Source organism: Azospira sp. MPR-LB4, assembly GCF_058809525.1.
Genome location: NZ_CM179521.1, coordinates 1786390 through 1801249, shown reverse-complemented (window position 1 = coordinate 1801249; position 14860 = coordinate 1786390). Strand labels below are relative to the sequence as shown.

12 protein-coding genes are annotated in these 14860 nt (G+C 69.8%); 10 read left to right on the top strand and 2 right to left on the bottom strand.

The window, feature by feature from the left end; genetic code table 11:
- Nucleotides 1–2 precede the first annotated feature (2 nt).
- The 8 genes from ubiD (at nucleotide 3) to AC3QLZ_RS08350 (ending at nucleotide 10041) form a co-directional block, all read left to right on the top strand.
- Entirely contained in the window at nucleotides 3–1478 is a 1476-nt protein-coding gene (ubiD, locus tag AC3QLZ_RS08385; RefSeq protein ID WP_014235422.1) for a 4-hydroxy-3-polyprenylbenzoate decarboxylase, read from the top strand.
- A 160-nt stretch (nucleotides 1479–1638) separates the two neighbouring features.
- Nucleotides 1639–2328, top strand: a complete 690-nt coding sequence (locus AC3QLZ_RS08380; RefSeq protein ID WP_014235421.1) for a sensor histidine kinase — start codon at nucleotides 1639–1641, stop codon at nucleotides 2326–2328.
- Nucleotides 2329–2359: 31 nt separating this feature from the next.
- Nucleotides 2360–3985: a tetratricopeptide repeat-containing response regulator gene (locus tag AC3QLZ_RS08375; protein ID WP_014235420.1), complete on the top strand. Its 1626-nt coding sequence runs from the start codon at nucleotides 2360–2362 to the stop codon at nucleotides 3983–3985.
- Between the two features lie 4 nt (nucleotides 3986–3989).
- Nucleotides 3990–4475 carry a GNAT family N-acetyltransferase gene (locus tag AC3QLZ_RS08370; RefSeq protein WP_014235419.1) on the top strand — a complete coding sequence of 162 codons (486 nt, stop codon included), beginning with the start codon at nucleotides 3990–3992 and terminating at the stop codon, nucleotides 4473–4475.
- 84 nt (nucleotides 4476–4559) lie between these two features.
- A complete protein-coding gene (locus tag AC3QLZ_RS08365; protein ID WP_014235418.1) occupies nucleotides 4560–5438 on the top strand; it encodes an ion transporter in 879 nt (292 codons plus the stop codon).
- 64 nt (nucleotides 5439–5502) lie between these two features.
- Entirely contained in the window at nucleotides 5503–6222 is a 720-nt protein-coding gene (gene sfsA / locus AC3QLZ_RS08360) for a DNA/RNA nuclease SfsA (protein WP_492783629.1), read from the top strand.
- A gap of 250 nt (nucleotides 6223–6472) precedes the next feature.
- Nucleotides 6473–7255 carry a hypothetical protein gene (locus AC3QLZ_RS08355; RefSeq protein ID WP_492783628.1) on the top strand — a complete coding sequence of 261 codons (783 nt, stop codon included), beginning with the start codon at nucleotides 6473–6475 and terminating at the stop codon, nucleotides 7253–7255.
- Entirely contained in the window at nucleotides 7252–10041 is a 2790-nt protein-coding gene (locus tag AC3QLZ_RS08350) for a patatin-like phospholipase family protein (protein WP_492783627.1), read from the top strand. Before AC3QLZ_RS08355 ends, AC3QLZ_RS08350 begins: the two co-directional genes overlap by 4 nt.
- Before the next feature lie 19 nt (nucleotides 10042–10060).
- On the opposite strand, the gene dacB is transcribed toward AC3QLZ_RS08350, so the two are convergent.
- The gene (dacB, locus tag AC3QLZ_RS08345) at nucleotides 10061–11572 is read right to left on the bottom strand and encodes a D-alanyl-D-alanine carboxypeptidase/D-alanyl-D-alanine endopeptidase (RefSeq protein WP_014235414.1); all 1512 of its coding nucleotides are present in this window, start codon (nucleotides 11570–11572) and stop codon (nucleotides 10061–10063) included.
- A 70-nt stretch (nucleotides 11573–11642) separates the two neighbouring features.
- Between dacB and AC3QLZ_RS08340 the strand changes: the two genes are divergently transcribed.
- Nucleotides 11643–12221 (top strand): PilZ domain-containing protein, encoded by a 579-nt coding sequence (locus tag AC3QLZ_RS08340; protein ID WP_014235413.1) that lies wholly within the window; start codon nucleotides 11643–11645, stop codon nucleotides 12219–12221.
- Between the two features lie 61 nt (nucleotides 12222–12282).
- A complete protein-coding gene (locus tag AC3QLZ_RS08335) occupies nucleotides 12283–13674 on the top strand; it encodes an EAL and HDOD domain-containing protein (RefSeq protein WP_014235412.1) in 1392 nt (463 codons plus the stop codon).
- A 33-nt stretch (nucleotides 13675–13707) separates the two neighbouring features.
- On the opposite strand, the gene AC3QLZ_RS08330 is transcribed toward AC3QLZ_RS08335, so the two are convergent.
- The gene (locus AC3QLZ_RS08330) at nucleotides 13708–14775 is read right to left on the bottom strand and encodes an SLAC1 anion channel family protein (protein WP_492783626.1); all 1068 of its coding nucleotides are present in this window, start codon (nucleotides 14773–14775) and stop codon (nucleotides 13708–13710) included.
- Nucleotides 14776–14860 lie beyond the last annotated feature (85 nt).

The following is a 14860-nucleotide window of genomic DNA, read 5'->3' as shown; positions in this document are numbered from 1 at the left end:
CCATGAAATACCGCGACCTGCGCGACTTCATCGCGCAACTGGAACAGCAGGGCGAATTGAAGCGGGTCAGCGTGCCCGTGGACACCCGCCTGGAAATGACCGAAATCTGCGACCGGGTGCTGCGGGCCGAGGGGCCGGCCATCCTCTTCGAGAAGCCGGTGGGGCCTAACGGCGAATTCACCATTCCGGTGCTGGCCAACCTCTTCGGCACGCCCCGGCGCGTCGCCATGGGCATGGGCCAGGATTCGGTGTCGGCCCTGCGCGAGGTGGGCACGGTGCTCTCCATGCTGAAGGAGCCGGAACCGCCCAAGGGCTTGAAGGATGCCTGGGAGAAATTCCCCCTCTTCAAGCAGGTGCTCAACATGGCGCCCAAGGTGCTGTCCTCCGCTCCCTGCCAGGAGGAGGTGTGGGAGGGTGATGCGGTGGATCTCTCCCGCCTGCCCATCCAGCACTGCTGGCCCGGCGACGTGGCGCCCCTGATCACCTGGGGCCTGACCATCACCCGGGGCCCCTTCAAGAAGCGGCAGAACCTGGGCATCTACCGCCAGCAGGTGATCGGCCGCAACAAGCTCATCATGCGCTGGCTGGCCCACCGGGGCGGGGCCCTGGATTACCGCGACCACTGCCAGAAAAATCCCGGCCAGCCCTATCCGGTGGCGGTGGCCCTGGGGGCCGATCCGGCCACCATTCTCGGCGCCGTGACGCCGGTGCCGGACAGCCTCTCCGAATACCAGTTCGCCGGCCTTTTGCGGGGCGCCAAGACCGAGCTGATCAAATGCATCGGCAATGACCTGCAAGTGCCGGCCTCCGCCGAGATCGTCCTGGAAGGGGTGATCCATCCCGGTGAGACGGCTCTGGAAGGGCCCTATGGCGACCACACCGGCTACTACAACGAGCAGGCCGAGTTTCCGGTGTTCACCGTCGAGCGCATCACCATGCGCAAGAACCCCATCTACCACAGCACCTACACCGGCAAACCGCCGGACGAGCCCGCGGTGCTGGGCGTGGCGCTGAACGAGGTGTTCGTGCCCCTGCTGCAGAAGCAGTTCACCGAGATCGTCGATTTCTACCTGCCGCCGGAAGGCTGCTCCTACCGTCTGGCCGTGGTCAGCATCAAGAAGCAGTACCCGGGCCACGCCAAGCGGGTGATGTTCGGCATCTGGAGCTTCCTGCGCCAGTTCATGTACACCAAGTTCATCATCGTGGTGGACGACGACGTGAACATCCGGGACTGGAAGGAAGTGATCTGGGCCCTCACCACCCGCATGGATGCCACCCGGGACACCACCCTGGTGGACAACACCCCCATCGACTACCTGGACTTCGCCTCCCCGGTGGCCGGCCTCGGCTCCAAGATGGGGCTGGATGCCACCAACAAGTGGCCCGGCGAGACCAGCCGGGAATGGGGCCGCCCCATCGTCATGGACGAGGCGGTGAAGACCCGGGTGGACGAACTGTGGCAGAGCCTCGGGCTGTAAGCGGCCGCTGAGGGCAGGGCCGCGCCCCGCCTGGGCCCCAGAGCCCGGGGCGGCGGCGCGGTCCGGTCTGGTGCAGGGCGTTCGATATTACTTTGGTATTAGTGCTGCTCTGTGACAAAATTGGCATTTTTCCGCTTCCGGTGACGCCAGGATACTGCCCATGAACCCGCCCGATACTTCCCCCGACCTGTCGGTGTTCCTCGCTTCGTCGGTGCACGACATGAAGAACTCCATCAGCATCCTCATCGGCAGCATGGAGAAGCTGCTGGCCGACAGCGACCCCAGCCGGCCCGAGTTCGGCGAAATGACCCACATGATGTACGAGACCAAGCGGATCAACGGCAATCTGATCCAGCTGCTGGCCCTCTACAAGCTGGGCAACCAGCTCTATCCCTTCTCCCCGGAGGATTGGGTGCTGGAGGACTTCGTCGCCGAGACCGTGTCCCAGCACCTGCCCCTGCTGCGTTTCCGCGGCCTGGAATTCGAGGCCGTGGTGGAGTCGGACCTGGTGTGGCCCTTCGATGCGGACCTGGTGGGCGGCATCATCGGCCACGCCCTCAACAACGCCATCCACTACACCAAGGGCAAGGTGCGCCTGGTGGTGCGGGAGACGGAGGAGGGCCTGGAAATGCGCGTCGAGGACGACGGCCGCGGCTATCCCCAGAAAATGCTGGATGACGGCGTCGCCGCCATGAACGGGGTGGACTTCCAGGGCGGCAGCACCGGCCTGGGCCTCTACTTCTCCGCCATGGCCGCCCGGCTGCACCGCAACAAGGGGCGCCACGGCGCCATCCGCCTGGAAAACGGCGGCGCCTGGGGCGGCGGCTGCTTCGTCCTGACCCTGCCCTGAACGGCCCATCTCCAGGGAAAACAGAACAACAATGAGCAACTTCCAGAACATCGACTTCGGCAGCAAGAGCTTCCTCGTCATCGACGACTTCCAGGGCATGCGCACCGTGCTGCGCGACATCCTGCGCTCCATGGGGGTGAACCCCAAGGTCATCGCCACCGCCGCCAACGGCAACGAGGCCATCAGCCAGCTCAGCCAGACCCGCTTCGACGGCGTCCTCTGCGACTTCAACCTGGGCGCCGGCAAGAACGGCCAGCAGGTGCTGGAGGAGGCCAAGTACCGCAACCTGGTGGGACCCAGCTGCGCCTGGGTCATGATCACCGCCGAGAAGACCGCCGACGTGGTCATGGGCGCCGCCGAATACCAGCCGGACGCCTACCTGCTCAAACCCATCACCGAATCCACCCTGCGCCTGCGCCTGGAAAAGATCTGGGTGAAGAAGGCCGCCTTCGTGGACATCGACCAGGCCGTCATGGCCATGGACTTCCCCCTGGCCATCCGCCTCTGCGACGAGCGCCTGGCGGTGGACAAGGCCAATGCGGGCGAACTGCTGCGCCTGAAGTGCCACCTGCTGCTGGTGTCCGGCGAACACGAGCAGGCCCGCCTGCTCTACAACGCCCTGCTGGCCAAGCGGGATGTGCCCTGGGCCCAGCTCGGCCTGGCCCGGGTGCATGTGGCCGCCGGCGAACTGGACCACGCCCAGGCCCTGCTGGAAACCCTGGTGGCGGAGAACCGCACCTACCTGGAAGCCCACGACTGGCTGGCCAATGTGCACAACGCCCGGGGCGACCTGCAGAAGGCCGAGGAGGTGCTGGAAAACGCCGCCCGCCTCTCGCCCCTGTCGGTGATGCGGCAGAAGAACCTGGGCGAAGTGTCCCTGCAGCTGGGCAAGGTGGAAAACGCCGAAAAGGCCTTCCGCAAGAGCGTGGCCCTGGGCGAGCACTCGGTGCTGAAGACGCCGGACGCCTACCTGGGCCTGGCCCGGGCCTGCAGCGCCCAGAACAACAGCAAGGAAGCCCTGCAGGTGCTGTCCACCCTGACCAAGCAGTTCGATGCCGAGGAGGTCAAGGTCAAGGCCATGGCCACCGAAGGCATGGTCTACCACCGGGCCGGCGACCTGGAATCCGCCCGCAAGGTGGCCCTCAAGCTGGACGAGGTGCTGGCCCAGCCCGGCGCCCCCCGCCTGGAGAGCGCCGCGGTGGTGGAGATGGCCGAGCTGATGATGGTCTCCGGCGAGAAGGAAAAGGCCGCCGCCCTGCTCCAGGGCGAAGTGCGCAACAACCCGGACGACGCCATCCTGCTGCAGCGCATCCAGCAGGTGTTCGACACCGGCGCCATGAGCGAGGAGGGCGTGGCCCTGGTGGAAGCCTCGCGCAAGGAAGCGGTGCAGCTGATGAACCAGGGCGTGCTGCTGGCCCGGGACGGCAAGTTCGACGAGGCCATGGAAGCCATGCGCACCGCCTGCGAACGCCTGCCGGGCAACGTGCGGGTGCTGTTCAACTTCGCCCACATGGGCATCACCTTCATGCAGCGCACCGTGGTCAGCCCCTCCCTGGTGGACGAAATCCGCCAGCACCTGGAAACCGCCCACCGCCTGGCTCCCGCCGATAAGCGCTATCCCCAGCTGCTGGGCAAACTCAAGTCCCTGGCCGGCTGACGCCATGCCGCCCGTGGAGGTCCGCCCCACCGACCTGAGCCAGCCGCAGCAGGCCGCGGCCTGGCTCGACCTGCTCGACCACTACGCCCGGGACCCCATGGGCGGCGGCAACGGGCTGGACCCGGCGGTACGGCAGGCCCTGGTGCCGGCCCTGGCCGGCGTGCCCCATTTCCACAGCGCCCTGGCCTGGCAGGGGGATGAGGCCGTGGGCCTGATCAACTGCTTCGCCGGTTTTTCCACCTTTGCCGCCAAGCCCCTGCTCAACATCCACGACATCGCCGTGCGCGACGCCCGCCGTGGTGCCGGCATCGGCCAGGCCCTGCTGGCCTGGGCCGAGGGGCGGGCCCGGGAACTGGGCTGCTGCAAGCTGACCCTGGAAGTGCTGTCCAACAACCGGCGCGCCCTGGCCGCCTACGAGCGGGCCGGCTTCGCCCCCTACGTGCTCGATCCGACCGCCGGCCAGGCCCTGTTCCTGCAGAAGCTGCTGTAGGCCCGGCCGGTTCCCCGGGCCGGCGGCCGGCGCTAAGATGGCGGGCTGGTTCCCCTGTTTCCCGACTTTCCGAAGCGACCGCCCATGAGCCCTGCCGCCGCCGTCCATTCCGCCGCCGATTCCCTGGGCAAGCCCCTCGCCGGCTGGCGCCTGCGCCTCTACTCGGTGGTCTTCGAGTCGGAGACCCGGGCCGGTCGCCTGTTCGACCAGTGCCTCATCTTCGCCATCCTGGCCAGCGTCGCGGTGGTCATGGCCGACAGCGTGCATAGCCTCAACGCCCGCCACCAGGACCTCTTCGCCACCCTGGAGTGGGGCTTCACCCTGCTGTTCACCGCCGAATACCTGGCCCGCCTGGCCTGTCTGCGCCGGCCCTGGCGCTATGCCCTGAGCTTCTTCGGCCTGGTGGACCTGCTGGCCATCCTGCCCACCTACCTGGCGCTGCTGGTGCCCGAGGCCCACCTGCTCATCGACGTGCGCATCCTGCGCCTGCTGCGCATGTTCCGGGTGCTCAAGCTCACCGCCTACCTGGGCGAGTACCAGATGCTGGGCAGCGCCCTGCTGGCCAGCCGACGCAAGATCCTGGTGTTCCTCTCTGTGGTGCTGATGATCGTGCTGGTCATGGGCACCCTGATGTATGTGGTGGAAGGCCCGGCCAACGGCTTCACAAGCATTCCCACCGCCGTCTATTGGGCCATCACCACCATGACCACCGTCGGCTTCGGCGACATCACGCCCAAGACCGACGTGGGCCGTCTCATCTCCTCGGCCATGATGCTGCTCGGCTGGGGCACCCTGGCGGTGCCCACCGGCATCGTCACCTCCGAGATCACCGCCCAGCGCCTGCAGGTCACGCCCACCAGCCGCACCTGTCCGGACTGCCTGACCGAAGGGCTGGCGCCGGAGGCCGCCTACTGCCAGGCCTGCGGCGCCCGCCTGCCGGAGTACCGGCGCGATCCGGCCTGAGCCTTTTCCCTTTTCTGCCACCCGCCCACGCCGCGGCCCCGGAGCCGCCGCCGGAGCATTCCCCATGCAACTGCCCCTGCTCACCGAAGGCCGCCTGCTGCGGCGCTACCAGCGTTTCCTTGCCGACGTCGAACTGGCCGACGGCAGCGTGGTCACCGCCCACTGCCCCAACACCGGCTCCATGCAGGGCTGCAAGGACCCGGGCAGCCGGGTCTGGCTGTCCCCCAGCGACAACCCCCAGCGCAAGCTGGCCTGGACCTGGGAACTGGTGGAGGCGGACGGCGTCCTGGTGGGCCTGCACACCGGCCGCACCAACGCCCTGGTGCGGGAAGCCATCGAGGCCGGGGCGGTGGCCGAGCTGGCCGGCTATGGGGCGATCCGCGGCGAGGTGCCCTACGGCGGCGACAACGGCCGCGGCGGCAAGCGCAGCCGCATCGACCTGCTGCTGACGGAACAAGGTCGTCCCCCATGCTATGTGGAGGTGAAGAACGTCACCGCCGCCGTCGCCGGCGGCATCGGCTATTTTCCCGATGCCGTCACCGAGCGCGGCACCAAGCACCTCAACGAAATGGCCGACGAGGTGGCCAAGGGCAACCGGGCCGTGCTGTTCTTCTGCGTGCAGCGGGGCGACGTGGATGAAGTGCGGCCGGCGGACCACATCGACCCGGAATACGGCCGCACCCTGCGCCGGGTCCTGGGGCAGGGCGTGGAGGTGCTGGCCTACGGCGCCGACGTCGGCCCCGAGGGCATCCGGCTGTGGCGGCCCCTGCCGGTGGTGTGCTGAACCGGCGTCAGCAGAAATTTCTATGCTGGGCCAGGCCCCGCGTCCCTAAAGGGATGGCGGGGCTTTTTCATCCAATGGGGGCGCGCTTCCTGGGGCGGTGCAGGGAAAGTCTCTCCGGGACTGGCCCGGCGGCCGGCGGCTGACGCCGTGATTCTTTGGGTATGCCAAATGGCTTAATGGAAAAACCCTTACGGTTATCCATAATGGATTTTCCCGACCCGCCGGCCCATTCGCTGCCAAGGAGAACGCCATGCATCCCTCTGCCATCGCCGCCTTCCGCCATTCCCTTTGCCTTGCCCTGCTGGGCCTTTTGCTCGGTGCCGCCGGCGCCGGCGCCGCAGAGGAAAGGAAGGGGCTGGAAAAAGTGCAGGACAGCTTTCTCAAGCTGGTCTGCGGCAAGACCGCCGTCGCCGACAACAGCGCCTGCGCCAGGATGCTGGGCGATGCCGGCCAGGGCGACGACGGCGCCCGGGTGCGGCAGCTGGCGGCCCACTTCGTCGTGCTGACCTTCGCCGAGGCCGGCACCCGGGCCCTGGAGGAGCACGAGGACCGGGGCGTGCTGGCGCCGGCCCTGCTGCAGCGCATCCGCACCGCCGAGGCCGAGCTGCACGAGGCCTGCTCGGTCCTGGCGTGGACCCCGGCGGCGCGCAAGGCCGCCATCTATCCCCTGGAACGGGCCGATGCCCTGATCGCCGTGGCCGACGTGGTCAAGGCCGGCATCAAGCCCACCGCCCGGCGCCTGCGGGGGCTGGCCAGCAATCCGGTGAGCCTGCTGGCCGAGGTGGGCGACGTGCTGGAGGACGGCATGGCCGACGCCATCTACGGTTCCGCCTCCCGCCGCGGCTTCGTCGCCGCCCTGGACATCATCGCTCCCCAGAACAAGGTGGACGGCAAGGAACTGAAAGGGGCCTGGCAGGCCGTGGCCGACCGCCTGGAAGTGTCGTGCAAGAGCCTGGCCCGCCTCGGCGGCGCCCAGGAGGACAGCGCCCCCGTGTGCAAGGTGCTCAAGCCCTGCGCGGAGCTGCAACCATGAGCGCGCCCCTGTTGCCGGAAGATGGCCCGCAGCGAAGCCAAAGCTGGCGCCAGTTCGAGGACGAGGCCCGGCGCCTGCGCCCGGCCGCTCCCCCGTCGGTGACGGCTGCCGGTGTCCGGGCCCAGGCCTGGTTCGGCGAAGCCGCCGCGACTCCGCCCGAGCCTCCGGCGCCCCAGCCGGCCGCCACGGCGGCCTTCTGCGGCCTGGCCCTGTCCGGCGGCGGCATCCGCAGCGCCACCTTCGCCCTGGGCGTGCTGCAGGCCATGGCCGAGGCCCGCCTGCTGCGCCGGGTGGATTACCTGTCCACCGTTTCCGGTGGCGGCTACATCGGCACCTGGCTCTCCGCCCTGATCCACCGTACCGATGCGGACAGCCGCCGGGCCGTGCGGCAGCTGGAACAGCCCGGCCCCGTCGGCATCGCCCCCTCGGTAGCCGCTGCCGGCCAGCCCGGTGGCTGCCGGGACGACGCCAGCCAGACGGCCACCGGCGCCAGCGAGCATCCGGCCATTGCCTTCCTGCGCCGCTACAGCAACTACCTGACGCCCCGCTTCGGCCTCTTCAGCGTGGATACCCTGGCGGCGGTGGCCAACCTGTCGCGCAACCTGCTGCTGACCCAGAGCGTTTTCATCCTCTTCCTCCTCGGCCTGCTGTTCCTGCCGCGGGGCGTCGTCCTTGCCCTGTGGCAGGGCGGCCCGCCTTTGCCCTGGCTGTGGGCGGCGGTGCTGCTGTTGCTGGCCGTCGCCGCCCGGGGTCTGTACCGGGGCATGACCTGGTACCGGCGCCCGGCCGCCGACGGCGACGCTCCGTCCCGTCCCGGGCCGAGCCAGGGGCAGGTGCTGCGTGGCGCCGTGCTGCCGGGCATGCTGGCGGCCCTGCTGGCGGCCGCCCTGTTCAACGACGGGACCTGGCTGCCGGCCCTGGCCGGCGGCGACGGGGCACTGTGGGTGGCCCTGGTCCTGGCCTACCCCCTGCTGTGGCTGCTGGCGGCCGGTCTCGACCTGCCCCTGCCCCGGGGCGGCGGCACCGCCTTCCGCGTCTCCCTGGCGGCCGCCCTGCCGGCCGGGGCCCTGCTTGCCGTCCTGGTCTACGGCTATGTGCGCCTCCTCGCCGCCCTGCCGCCGCCGTCCCGGCCCTGGCTGGCGGTGGGGCTGGGGGCCTTCGTCCTGTGGGAGTTCCTCTGCCTGGCGGTCGCCCTGCACATCGGCCTGATGAAGCGGGCCCTGGCCGAACTGGCCCGGGAGTGGGCCGGCCGGGCCGGCGGCATGTCCATCGGCATCGGCCTGGGCTGGTTCCTGGTGGCCCTGGTCAGTTTCTACGGCAGCGCCTTCCTCGGCTGGCTGGGCCAGACCCTGGCGGCGGCGGGCGGCCTCGCCTGGCTGATCAGCACGGTGGCCGGCGCCCTCGCCGGACGCAGCCCGGCCACCGGCGGCAAGGGGGCCAACCCCTGGCTGGAGCGGCTGCTGCAGGCGGCACCCTACATTTTCATCGGCGGCCTGCTGCTGTTTCTTTCCTGGCTGGGGGAATGGGGCCTGCGCACCCTGGCCGGGGCGGGGGAGCAGCCCTGGTTCCTGGCGCCGTCCCTAACCATGCCCGGGCTGGCGGCGGTGGTGCTGGCGGCCAGCGTCTGCCTGCTGGGCGCCTGGGCCCTGTCGGCGCGGATCGACGTCAATCTCTTTTCCATGCACCAGTTCTACCGCAACCGCCTGACCCGCTGCTATCTGGGCGCCTCCAATCCGCAGCGGCGCAGCGACCGTTTCACCGATTTCGACCCGGCGGACGACCTGCCCCTGCAGGACCTGGCGGCCCAGCGCCCCATACCCCTGCTCAACGGCGCCCTCAACCTCACCGGCAGCGAACCCCTGGAATGGCAGCAGCGCCAGGCGGCCCCCTTCATCTTTTCGCCGGACCGCTGCGGCTTTCTCCTGCCGCCCTCGTCCCAGAGCCCCGAGTGGCGCGAGTTCCTGGCGCCGAGCCGGGACTACATGAGCCGGGAGGGCGCCCATCTGGGCATGGCCATGGCGGTCTCCGGGGCCGCCGCCAACCCCAATATGGGCTACCACACCGAGCCGGCCATGGCCTTCGTCATGGCCCTGCTCAATGTCCGCCTGGGGCGTTGGTGCCCCAATCCGGCAGGACCGTTTACCGCCCTCAGCAGTCCGCCCCTGGGGCTGTGGTACCTGCTGCGGGAGCTGTTCGGCAGCGTCAATGAGGACACCGGCTTCGTCAATGTCTCCGACGGCGGCCATTTCGAGAACCTGGGGCTGTACGAACTGGTGCGCCGCCGCTGCCGCCTGATCGTGGTCAGCGACGGTGGCCAGGACAGGGACTTCCAGTTCGAGGACCTGGGCAACGCCATCCGCAAGTGCCGGGTGGACCTGGGGGCCGAGATCGACATCGACGTGCGCCCCCTGCTGCCCGGGGCGGCGCCGCGGCAGCGGCTGGCGGTGGGGCGCATCCGCTACTGGGACGACGGGCGGCAGGCCCTGGCGGGGATGCCGCCGACCCCGGAGTGCGGCGTGCTGGTGTACCTGAAACCCATGGTGCTGGGGGACGAGCCGGTGGACGTGGGCAACTACGCCGCCACCCATCCTGACTTCCCCCACCAGTCCACCGCCGACCAGTGGTTCGACGAGGCCCAGTTCGAGAGCTATCGCCAGCTGGGGCTGGCCACCGGGCGCCGGGTCTTCGGCCAGGGGCCGTGGCGGCAGGACGAGGCGGCGGACGACGAGGCCTGGGTGCGGGCCGTGGCCGCCGCCCTGGCAATGTCAGCCGCAGCGACGCCCTAGGCGCCGGGGAGCGGCGGGATCAGTTGGAGAGTGGGGTGCCGGGGGCTGCCAGGGGCGTTGGGCTTTGGGTCGCCACCCATTCCAGCAGGGCCTCCACCGGGCCCCAGGCGGCGCCGGCCTTGGGGCCGCCGGCCAGGGCCACCAGGGCCCAGCGGCGGCCGCCGGCGTCGGTGACGTAGCCGGCCCAGGCGCGCACGCCTTCGATGGAGCCGGTCTTGAGGTGGGCGCGGCCGGCGCTGCTGCCGTTGCCGAAGCGGCGCTTCAGGGTGCCGTCCCTGCCCGCCAGCGGCAGGGAGGCGACGAACTCGGGCATGACCGGGCTCTTCCAGGCCGCCAGCAGCAGCTGCAGCAGGCTGCGGGCGGCGATGCGGTCGTCCCGGGAGAGGCCGGAACCGTTTTCCACCGCCAGTTCGGGGAAGCTGAGGCCCTTTTCCGCCAGCACCTGACGCAGCCCCTGGCGGGCGCCGGCCAGGGTGGCGGCTTCGCCGGCCGGGGTGTCGGCCAGGGCGAGGAAGAGGTGACGGGCCATGACGTTGCTGCTGTATTTGTTGGTGTCGCGCACGATCTCGGCCAGGCTGGGGGATTCCCAGCGCAGCAGGGGCACACCGCCCACGGGGGCGGGGCCTTCCCGCACCTGGCCGGCAAACTGGCCGCCCAGTTCGCGCCACAGGGGGCGGAAGAGGCCGGCGAGGTAGGCGTCCCCGGCCAGGGGGGCCAGGTGCAGGGGCTTTTCGCCGCACACCAGGGGGAAGCTGCCGCCGATGTCGAGGCGCTTGCCGGTGGGGTCGAAGCGCACCGTCAGCTTTTCGCGCCAGTCGCCGCATTCGCCGGCGCCGGGGGCGATGCGGGCGTTCACCGCGAGGCCTTCCTGGGGCACTTCCTGGACCAGGCGCACACTGCCTGCGGCCAGGTCCGGCACCAGGGTGAAGCGCAGGGCGGTGTAGTTCACCAGGGCCGCATCCGCATTGACGTTGTAGGCCCGCAGGGGCTCGTTGTCGAAGGCGGCGGGGTCGAAGGGGGGCAGGCGGTAGGCGCGGCGGTCGGCCACCAGGTCGCCGCCGATCTGGCGCACCTCGGCCCGGTCCCGCAGCTGCCGCAGCAGCAGCCAGAAGCGTTCCAGGGTGAGGGCCGGGTCGCCGCTGCCGACCAGGTAGAGATTGCCTTCCAGGCGGCCGTCCCGGGGGGCGTTGTCGCCGCGCAGCTCGGTCTTCCAGGTGTAGGCCGGGCCCAGCTTTTCCAGGGCGGCGTAGGTGGTCACCAGCTTCATCACCGAGGCCGGGTTCATGGGGCGGGCGGCGTTGTGCAGCAGGCGCGGCGCGGCAGCGTCCACCGCCTGCACGGCGACGGCGAACTGGCCGGGAGGCAGGCCGGCGGCGTTGAGGGCACGGGTGACCTCGGGAGGCAGGACAGTGGCCGTGTCCGGCGGCATCTGCCCGGCGGCGTAGGTGTGGAGCGGGTTGCAGAGCAGGGTCAGCCACAGGGCAAGCGCCAGGCGGCCGGTGGCGGAGGGACTACGGTGGAATATGCGCATTATTCGGCGTTCGGGGAGGGGCTTTGGGGCGATAATAGCGCGAATCCCACCGTCCCCCGCCCAGCCCATCATGCAAGAACAGCGTCGCCACGTCCGCATCCGTTTCGCCAAGCCCTTGCCGGCCTATGTGGGGCACCAGGGCCAGAACCTGCGGGCGGAACTGCACAACGTTTCCCTCGGCGGCGCCCTGCTGCGCACCGAGCTGCCCCTGGCCATCGGCGACCGCTTCGGCCTGGAGTTCGCGCTCCAGGGCATGGGCATCGACACCGTGCCCATCGTCATCAGCCGCGGCCTGGGCGATCTGGTGGGTGTGCGCTTCGACCTGGGGCCGGCTTCCGAGATCCAGCTGGAAGGCGCGATCCAGGACTCCCTGCGCAACGGCATCGCCTCCGTGCTGTCCATGCACACCCTGGCCGGACGCAAGGTGATGCGCATCGCCGGTGCCCTCAACCTGTCCCTGCGCAACGACTTCTTCCACGCCCTGGACAAGATGGGGGTGGCTGAGATCGACCTCTCCGAGGTGACGACCGTGGATGCGGACGGCCTGGCCCTCTGCGTCGTCGCCGCCGAGCGCCGCGGCGTCGTCATCGAGCGGCTCTCGCCGGCGGTGGCCAGCCTCTGGCGCGCGGCCCGCCAACCCTCGGCCTGACCCTGCCGCAGCCGGGTTTCCCGGTCTAGAATGACGGCTTCATCCGAGGAGCCGCCCGCCCATGTTTTCCCGCCTGTTCCGCTCCCGCAGCGAAGTGCCGGCCGCCGCCGAGGCCGCCGCGCCTGTTGCCCCTGCCGCCTCTGGCGCGGCCGCGCCCGCCACGCCGCCGGTTGCTCCCTTGCCGGGGGAGGAGCAGCGCCATTCCTTCGTGCGGCGCGAGCCCATCGTCAATCGCCAGCAGCGGGTGGCCGCCTACGAGTTCAATCTGGAGGCCCGCCTCGCTTCCCGCCTGGGCGGGCGCAGCGCCGTCGTCCAGCGCAGCCTGCAGGAGGCCCTGTTCCACGAACTGGCCCTGGCCTCCGGCGAATCCGGGGTGCTCGGGCAGCGCCTGGCCTTCGTCCCGGTCAGCCCCGATGCCCTGGATTCGGCCGCCCTGGCCCGCCTGCCGCGGCAGAACACGGTGCTCATGCTGGCCCTGCCGCCCGACGTGGAGGCCGAGGCCCTGCCGCCGCCGGCGACCCTGGTGCGGCTGCGCCAGGAAGGCTTTCTCCTGGGCATGTACGTGCCGCCGGACAAGGCCGCCCTGGCCGCCCTGCGGCCCCATCTCGACTACGTGGCGGTGGATGTGGCGGCCTTCGACGGCGAGCGCCTGCGCAACCTGGCCTACGCCCTGAAGACGGTGGACGGCCACACGGTGCACCTCATCGCCGACAACGTGCAGACGGCGGACGAATTCAATCTCTGCTTCCAGCGCGGCTTCGACTATTTCCAGGGCCGCGCCGTGTCCCTCAAGGAAGCCTGGGCGCCGGCCAAGGGTGCCGCTTCCCGCATGCGCATCATCCAGCTGCTCAACCTGGTGCGCAACGAGGCGGAGAACAAGGAACTGGCGGAAACCCTGAAGCAGGACCCCCTGCTTTCCTTCCGCATCCTGCGCTACATCAACTCCCCCGGCATCGGCCTGACCACGCCCGTTTCCTCCATCGAGCATGCCCTGGTGGTGCTGGGCCTGGGGCGCTTCTACCGCTGGCTGTCCCTGCTGCTGTTCGCCCCCCAGGGCGGCGGCTTCGGCGAGTGGCTGGTGGTGGAGCACGCCCTGACCCGGGGCCGGCTGATGGAATTGCTGGGGGCCGGCCGCTTCCCGCCGGCCGAACACGACGCCCTTTTCCTGTGCGGCTCCTTTTCCCTGCTGGACCGGCTGCTGCAGCAGCCCCTGGCTGAAGTGGTGGGGCAGTTGACCCTGCCGCCAGCGGTGAAGCAGGCCCTACTGCAGCGGCAGGGGCCCTACGCCCAGTTGCTGGAAGTGGCGGAAGCCTGCGAGAGCCTGGAGTCGGCCCGCATCGAAAGTGCCGCCCAGGCCGCCGGCCTGGAGGCGGAGGCTACCAACCGGGCCATGATCATGGCCATGGCCTGGGCCAACGAGGTGGGGGAACTGGGCGGCAGCGACGCCCTGTAAGGCGGGGCGGGCCCGGGCGGCCCGCCGCCGGCCTCATTCCGGCTGGCAGATTTCGCCGCGGCGGATGGCCACTAGGGTGCGGGCGATGAGCAGGGCCAGGACCAGGCTGAGGATGGAGAGCAGGATCATGCCCAGGGCGCTGAAGAAGGTGCTGTGGGTGCGGCCGGCCATGGCCAGGGTGGCGATGGTCACCGCCGCCAGGGGGAAGGAATAGGCCCAGGAGGAGAGGAAGAAGGGCACCCGCAGGAAGCGCAGCACATTGGAGAACAGCAGCAGGGCCAGGAACAGGGCCGTGTGCAGCAGGATGCGGGCAAAGGCATCCACTTCCCCGGTCAGGTTCATCCAGGCGACGCAGCCCACCGAGGGCGGCGCCAGGAGGATGAACAGGGTGGGGGTGAGGCGCAGGGGCAGGGGCTCGTGGAAGAAGAGCCGGTACATGACGATGGTCAGCAGCACCAGCCAGAACACCAGCCCGATGCTGAAAAAGAACCAGGACAACTCCGGCGGGGCAAAGCGCACGCCGACCACGGGCACGATGATGTTGCCCACCACCGGGATGAACCAGGCCGGGTTGGCGTGCTTGATCTCGTAGTGGGTGTGGTGCAGCCAGCCGCCCATGATGGCCAGGGTGAACGCCAGATGCAGCCCGGCGCCCAGGCCCCAGAGGGGGGCGGCGAGACCGGGGGCATCCTCGGCCCAGGCGATGGACAGGAGCAGCAGGCCGATGGAAATGGTGGGGAAGAAGTTGATGCGCACCGGATGGCGCCATTCGCCGAGGACGGCGACCCGGTGAGTGAGGAACTTGAGGCCGTACACCAGGGCCGTCAGCAGCCACACGGCGGTAGCCAGCCAGCGCAACCATTGCCCCACTTCCGCCGGCGCCCCCAGGACCAGGTGGGCCTTCTGCCAGGCGATGGCAAGACCGGCGGTGCCCATCACCGTGGAGAAGAAGGAAACGGGGAAGAGGGAGAGCCGGGCGGGCGTGGGGGCGGTGTGGGTCATGGCGGTGGGTTCCGTATAACGGGCGGCCGGAATAAACGCGGCGGGGTCGGACTTGGGCTGCTTCTTGTCGGGATGGGCCGGAATGAGGCCGGCGCCCATTATATGTAAATTCAGAGTTTTCTAATATTCAAAATGGGGGGAACCGGACGGGCAAAAAAAAGCCCGGGGCAAGCCCCGGGCTGTG

Bases quoted from the DNA above. Each gene is read 5' to 3' on its own strand.
- AC3QLZ_RS08330 (WP_492783626.1), bottom strand. From the start codon at position 14,775: ATGGGCGCCGGCCTCATTCCGGCCCATCCCGACAAGAAGCAGCCCAAG.
- AC3QLZ_RS08375 (WP_014235420.1), top strand. From the start codon at position 2,360: ATGAGCAACTTCCAGAACATCGACTTCGGCAGCAAGAGCTTCCTCGTC.
- ubiD (WP_014235422.1), top strand. From the start codon at position 3: ATGAAATACCGCGACCTGCGCGACTTCATCGCGCAACTGGAACAGCAG.
- sfsA (WP_492783629.1), top strand. From the start codon at position 5,503: ATGCAACTGCCCCTGCTCACCGAAGGCCGCCTGCTGCGGCGCTACCAG.
- AC3QLZ_RS08380 (WP_014235421.1), top strand. From the start codon at position 1,639: ATGAACCCGCCCGATACTTCCCCCGACCTGTCGGTGTTCCTCGCTTCG.
- AC3QLZ_RS08370 (WP_014235419.1), top strand. From the start codon at position 3,990: ATGCCGCCCGTGGAGGTCCGCCCCACCGACCTGAGCCAGCCGCAGCAG.
- AC3QLZ_RS08355 (WP_492783628.1), top strand. From the start codon at position 6,473: ATGCATCCCTCTGCCATCGCCGCCTTCCGCCATTCCCTTTGCCTTGCC.
- AC3QLZ_RS08340 (WP_014235413.1), top strand. From the start codon at position 11,643: ATGCAAGAACAGCGTCGCCACGTCCGCATCCGTTTCGCCAAGCCCTTG.
- AC3QLZ_RS08335 (WP_014235412.1), top strand. From the start codon at position 12,283: ATGTTTTCCCGCCTGTTCCGCTCCCGCAGCGAAGTGCCGGCCGCCGCC.
- AC3QLZ_RS08350 (WP_492783627.1), top strand. From the start codon at position 7,252: ATGAGCGCGCCCCTGTTGCCGGAAGATGGCCCGCAGCGAAGCCAAAGC.
- AC3QLZ_RS08365 (WP_014235418.1), top strand. From the start codon at position 4,560: ATGAGCCCTGCCGCCGCCGTCCATTCCGCCGCCGATTCCCTGGGCAAG.
- dacB (WP_014235414.1), bottom strand. From the start codon at position 11,572: ATGCGCATATTCCACCGTAGTCCCTCCGCCACCGGCCGCCTGGCGCTT.